This window comes from Leisingera sp. (assembly GCF_034669605.1).
Taxonomy (GTDB): domain Bacteria; phylum Pseudomonadota; class Alphaproteobacteria; order Rhodobacterales; family Rhodobacteraceae; genus Leisingera.
Genome location: NZ_JAXMOX010000293.1, coordinates 1 through 4,230 on the forward strand (window position 1 = coordinate 1; position 4,230 = coordinate 4,230).

The following is a 4,230-nucleotide window of genomic DNA, read 5'->3' on the forward strand; positions in this document are numbered from 1 at the left end:
CATGGCAGGAATTCCTGTTTTCTTCCGCCCTGCTTCCTATATCACTGGGCGGCACTATGAAACGTCCCCTTAGCCACACCGGAGACACAAAATGAGCGACCGCCGCATCCTGCGCCTGACGGGCAGTGACGCCAAACCCTTTCTGCAGGGGCTTGTCACCAACAATGTGGACCGGCTGGACGGCGGGCTGGTCTATGCCGCGCTGCTGACGCCGCAAGGCAAGTATCTGGCGGATTTCTTTCTGGCCGCGGACGGCGAGGCGGTGCTGCTGGATGTGGAAGCGTCGCTGGCCGAGGGGCTGCTGAAGCGGCTGAACATGTACCGGCTGCGCGCCGATGTGCAGGTGGAGATGACCGATCTGCAGGTGCAGCGCGGCACCGGGGAAAGGCCCGCGGGCGCCCATGCCGATCCGCGCCATGCCGCGATGGGCTGGCGGATGTACGGCGCCGCGGGCGGCGATGACGGGACCGATTGGGATGCGGTCCGGGTGGCGCATTGCATCCCTGAGACCGGCGTCGAGCTGGGGCCGGAGAGCTATATTCTGGAAGCCGGGTTCGAGTCGCTGAACGGGGTGGATTTCCGCAAGGGCTGCTACGTCGGCCAAGAGGTGACGGCGCGGATGAAGCACAAAACCGAGCTGCGCAAAGGGTTCCGCACAGTGGACGTGGACGGCACGGCGCCGGTTGGCACGGAGATCACCGCAGACGGCAAGCCGGCGGGCACGCTGTTTACCCAATCCGGCGGCAAGGGCATTGCCTATCTGCGGCTCGACCGCGCCAAGGGCGAAATGCTGGCCGGGGAGGCCCGTGTCACCTGGCAGCCGCAAGCCGGCTGAACGGAAGGGTTTTTTCCGTTCTGGGCACAGAAATACCGCGCAGCCGTCAGCTGCAGGGCGATGGCGGGCTTGGGTCAGCTCTGCTCCAGCAGAAAATCCTGCGTGCCGGCGGCGTTGCTGCGGTAAAAATTCCCGGCCGGTTCTGCGGACTTTCAGAACATTCCCTGCATCGCGCCGGGTGTCCGCCTTACACCACAACAGGACCTCTAAATTGGATGAATTTTGAAACGGCTTCGAAATTCACCAGCGCTCAGGCCTGAAACAGATTTAAAGAGGCGGTTGAAAGCGGAAACATCGTGATAGCCGACACGCCAGCAGATTTCGCTGACCGGCAGCCCCGTGAGTTCGAGCAGCCCCTTTGCTTTTTCAACTCTAAGCTCTTGAACATATCGATTTACGGAAAGCCCGGTTGCGCTTGGAAACTTACGATGGAGTGATCGTTCCGAAAGACCAGCCCGATGGGCCAAGGCAGCAACCGATAGATCTGTTTCGGCGTGACCCTCCATCCAGAGCTGCAGGGTGCGGATGGTCTGGTCTTTATGCGTCATGTCCGGGCGGAAAGACCGGTAATTGCGCTGCTCCCGGCCCGTCGGGTCGATCAGCATCTGACGGCACGTGCGCGAGACGACGGCCGGACCAAGCCAGCGACCGATCAGATGGATCCCTAAATCCACCCAAGCCATCACCCCGCCGGCGGTGACAATATCATTGTCATCCAGCAGGATGTGTTCGGGGTGCAGGCACACCTTTGGGAAGGTTGACCGGAAGTCCGATTCGAGCGCCCAATGCGTTGTCGCCGGGCGACCATCCAGAATACCTGCATGCCCCAGCCAATAGCTTCCGGCACAGGCAGAGCAAATGATCGTTCCGTCCAGATGCTGATGCCTGATCCAGCAGTGCAGGTTGCGGTCATCGCGCCCCCTTGCCCCTGTTAAGTTCGGCGGGAAAATAATGGCGTCGATGTCTTGCGCAGGATCAATGGCGGCGGGCGTCAGAACCTGATGGAAAATCTTCCGCCCGGTCTGTTCGTCGACATGCCCATTGGCCACGTCAAACATTTCGCCCAGCCCATGCAAAGCGGATCGTTGAACACCCTCATAGGCGACAATGGCGACCATTGGCGTATTTGGCACATTCTCTGTCATATCCGCCAATCGTAGCGGCAGGGCATGGCATCGTAAATCCCAAGACAGAGTTAAACGAACATTGAAACGAGGCCAAAATGACCAATACCGCCCTGCTCCTGATCGACATCCAGAACGATTACTTCCCCAGCTTCGAGGGAAGCAAGATGGCTCTGCCGCACATGGACGCCGCTTCGGGAAGGGCCGCAAGCCTGCTTGCGACCGCGCGCCAGACAGGTGTGAGGGTGATCCATGTCAAACATGTCATGGCACCTGATGCGGCCCGGTTCTTTCTCCCGGGAACCGCCGGCGGAGAAATCCATGACAGTGTTGCACCAAAGGCTGCGGAAACAGTTGTCGAAAAGGCCAGGCCGAACAGCTTTGCCGGCACGAACCTGGAAGCCCTGTTGCGGGAGGCACAGATTGAGCACCTCGTCATATGCGGCGCAATGAGCCAGATGTGCGTCGACGCGACTGTCCGAGCCGGAGTTGACCTTGGCTTTGAAGTGTCGGTGGCTCACGATGCCTGCGCAGCAGCAAATGTCGCGCATAATGGTGTAAATGTGTCGTCCGAATTGGTTCATGCGGCGATCATGGCACCTTTGGCCGCCAGCTACGCAGATGTCCGGCTTGCCTCGGAAATCTTTCCTGAAGTGTGAAGCCAACATTCGTGGCGCATCGCAGCATCGGTCACTCGGGGCTCGCCGCGGTCAATGCGGGGAAACCGGCAGAGGCCCGGCTGAAAGCTGAAGTTGACAGCGCCAAAAATGAAAGCCCCGCGCATCTGCACGGGGCTTTCTGATTGCGGTCTCCTGAGGCGGCTCAGGCGCGCTCGGAATATTCCATGGTCTCGGTGTTCACCACGATCATCTCGTCCTGGCCGACGAAGGGCGGCACCATGACCTTGACGCCGTTGTCCAGGATCGCGGGCTTGAAGGAATTCGCCGCGGTCTGGCCCTTGACGACCGGCTCGGTCTCGACGATCTGGCAGGTCACCTTTTGCGGCACGGTGGCGTTCAGCGCCTCGGATTCGTGGAATTCCACCACAATGGTCATACCGTCCTGCAGGAACGGGCGGCGTTCGCCCAGAAGCTCGGCCGGCAGTTCGATCTGCTCGTAGGTTTCGGTGTCCATGAACACCAGCATGCCGTCGCTCTCATAGAGGAACTGCTGGTCTTTCTGCTCCAGCCGGACCTTCTCGACCTTGTCCGCCGAGCGGAACCGCTCGTTCAGCTTGGAGCCGTTGCGCAGGTTGCGCAGCTCGACCTGGGCAAAGGCACCGCCCTTGCCGGGCTTGACGTGATCGACCTTCACCGCTGCCCACAAACCGCCATTATGTTCCAGGACGTTTCCGGGACGGATTTCGTTACCGTTGATCTTGGGCATGGGAAAATGCCTTTCAGATGGTTGTTGAAAACTTGCAAGACCCTATATCTGGCAGGCTGATCGCTGGCAAGACAAGGATATGGTGTGTAAGAAGGATGAAGAAGCTATGCGCAAATTGCATGAATGCTATGCATCTGCGCTCTATCCGAATCGTCACACTTCCGTCATAAGCAGCGCTACGCCGAAAATTGCAATAGCAAGAACAACAAGGGATACGAGATGCGAGATTTCGTAGACGGCACCGCTTATAACAACGAGCAAGGCAACCGCGCCCGCAAACTTTTTGCAGCCGTTGTCCTGGCCGCACTGGATGATGCCATCGCCGACGACAAGAAATACGGCAATGGCCCGGAACAGATTGCCCGCTGGGCGCGCTCGCGCGATGGCCGCGAAGTGCTGTCCTGTGCCGGGATCGACCCCAACGAACGGGTGGTCGAAGGGCTGATGGACTTTGTCGGCCGCGGTGTGCGGACGTCGGTTGCGCTGTCGCGTGAAGAAAGCGAACGCCGCAACGCTGCGCAGGCAGAAGCCGCCTAAGGCCGCTGCCCCGCATTGCTGAAAAGCGCGCCCCTTGGGGCGCGTTTTTCTTTTGCGCGCCGCACTTTCCGCGGGGGCAAGCCGTCGTTCGGCTGCCGCCGGCTGGCGGTTCCGGCACAGCGCCCATGGACGGCGCCGCCTAAGCTGCTATGCAGGCCCTGACAGAGGGGCGCAGGCAGGGAGAGGCAGCAATGGCGCGTTCGATCATGATCCAGGGCACCGGCAGCAATGTCGGCAAGTCGCTCCTTGTGGCGGGGCTGGCGCGCGCCTATGTGCGGCGCGGTCTGAAAGTGGCGCCGTTCAAGCCGCAGAACATGTCGAACAATGCCGCCGTCACCGCCGAAGGCG

The 4,230-nt window shown here is 60.4% G+C and carries 6 protein-coding genes; 4 read left to right on the forward strand and 2 right to left on the reverse strand.

Features of this window, described 5'->3' with window-relative positions; translation table 11 throughout:
• Positions 1 to 91: 91 nt before the first annotated feature.
• Positions 92 to 835 carry a folate-binding protein gene (locus tag VOI29_RS22960; RefSeq protein WP_323784012.1) on the forward strand — a complete coding sequence of 248 codons (744 nt, stop codon included), beginning with the start codon at positions 92 to 94 and terminating at the stop codon, positions 833 to 835.
• Positions 836 to 1,041: 206 nt separating this feature from the next.
• On the opposite strand, the gene VOI29_RS22965 is transcribed toward VOI29_RS22960, so the two are convergent.
• The gene (locus VOI29_RS22965; protein WP_323784014.1) at positions 1,042 to 1,980 is read right to left on the reverse strand and encodes a GlxA family transcriptional regulator; all 939 of its coding nucleotides are present in this window, start codon (positions 1,978 to 1,980) and stop codon (positions 1,042 to 1,044) included.
• Positions 1,981 to 2,057: 77 nt separating this feature from the next.
• Between VOI29_RS22965 and VOI29_RS22970 the strand changes: the two genes are divergently transcribed.
• The gene (locus VOI29_RS22970) at positions 2,058 to 2,618 is read left to right on the forward strand and encodes a cysteine hydrolase family protein (RefSeq protein ID WP_323784016.1); all 561 of its coding nucleotides are present in this window, start codon (positions 2,058 to 2,060) and stop codon (positions 2,616 to 2,618) included.
• A 163-nt stretch (positions 2,619 to 2,781) separates the two neighbouring features.
• Here the strand turns inward: VOI29_RS22970 and efp are convergent, their stop codons facing one another.
• Positions 2,782 to 3,345: an elongation factor P gene (efp, locus tag VOI29_RS22975; RefSeq protein WP_024089371.1), complete on the reverse strand. Its 564-nt coding sequence runs from the start codon at positions 3,343 to 3,345 to the stop codon at positions 2,782 to 2,784.
• Positions 3,346 to 3,564: 219 nt separating this feature from the next.
• Between efp and VOI29_RS22980 the strand changes: the two genes are divergently transcribed.
• Together VOI29_RS22980 and VOI29_RS22985 are read left to right on the forward strand one after the other, a co-directional pair.
• Entirely contained in the window at positions 3,565 to 3,882 is a 318-nt protein-coding gene (locus VOI29_RS22980; RefSeq protein ID WP_008556013.1) for a DUF6280 family protein, read from the forward strand.
• A 191-nt stretch (positions 3,883 to 4,073) separates the two neighbouring features.
• Positions 4,074 to 4,230 (forward strand): AAA family ATPase (locus VOI29_RS22985; RefSeq protein ID WP_416361579.1); only part of this gene is annotated, 157 nt, incomplete at its 3' end.

Bases quoted from the DNA above. Each gene is read 5' to 3' on its own strand.
- VOI29_RS22960 (WP_323784012.1), top strand. From the start codon at position 92: ATGAGCGACCGCCGCATCCTGCGCCTGACGGGCAGTGACGCCAAACCC.
- VOI29_RS22965 (WP_323784014.1), bottom strand. From the start codon at position 1,980: ATGACAGAGAATGTGCCAAATACGCCAATGGTCGCCATTGTCGCCTAT.
- VOI29_RS22970 (WP_323784016.1), top strand. From the start codon at position 2,058: ATGACCAATACCGCCCTGCTCCTGATCGACATCCAGAACGATTACTTC.
- efp (WP_024089371.1), bottom strand. From the start codon at position 3,345: ATGCCCAAGATCAACGGTAACGAAATCCGTCCCGGAAACGTCCTGGAA.
- VOI29_RS22980 (WP_008556013.1), top strand. From the start codon at position 3,565: ATGCGAGATTTCGTAGACGGCACCGCTTATAACAACGAGCAAGGCAAC.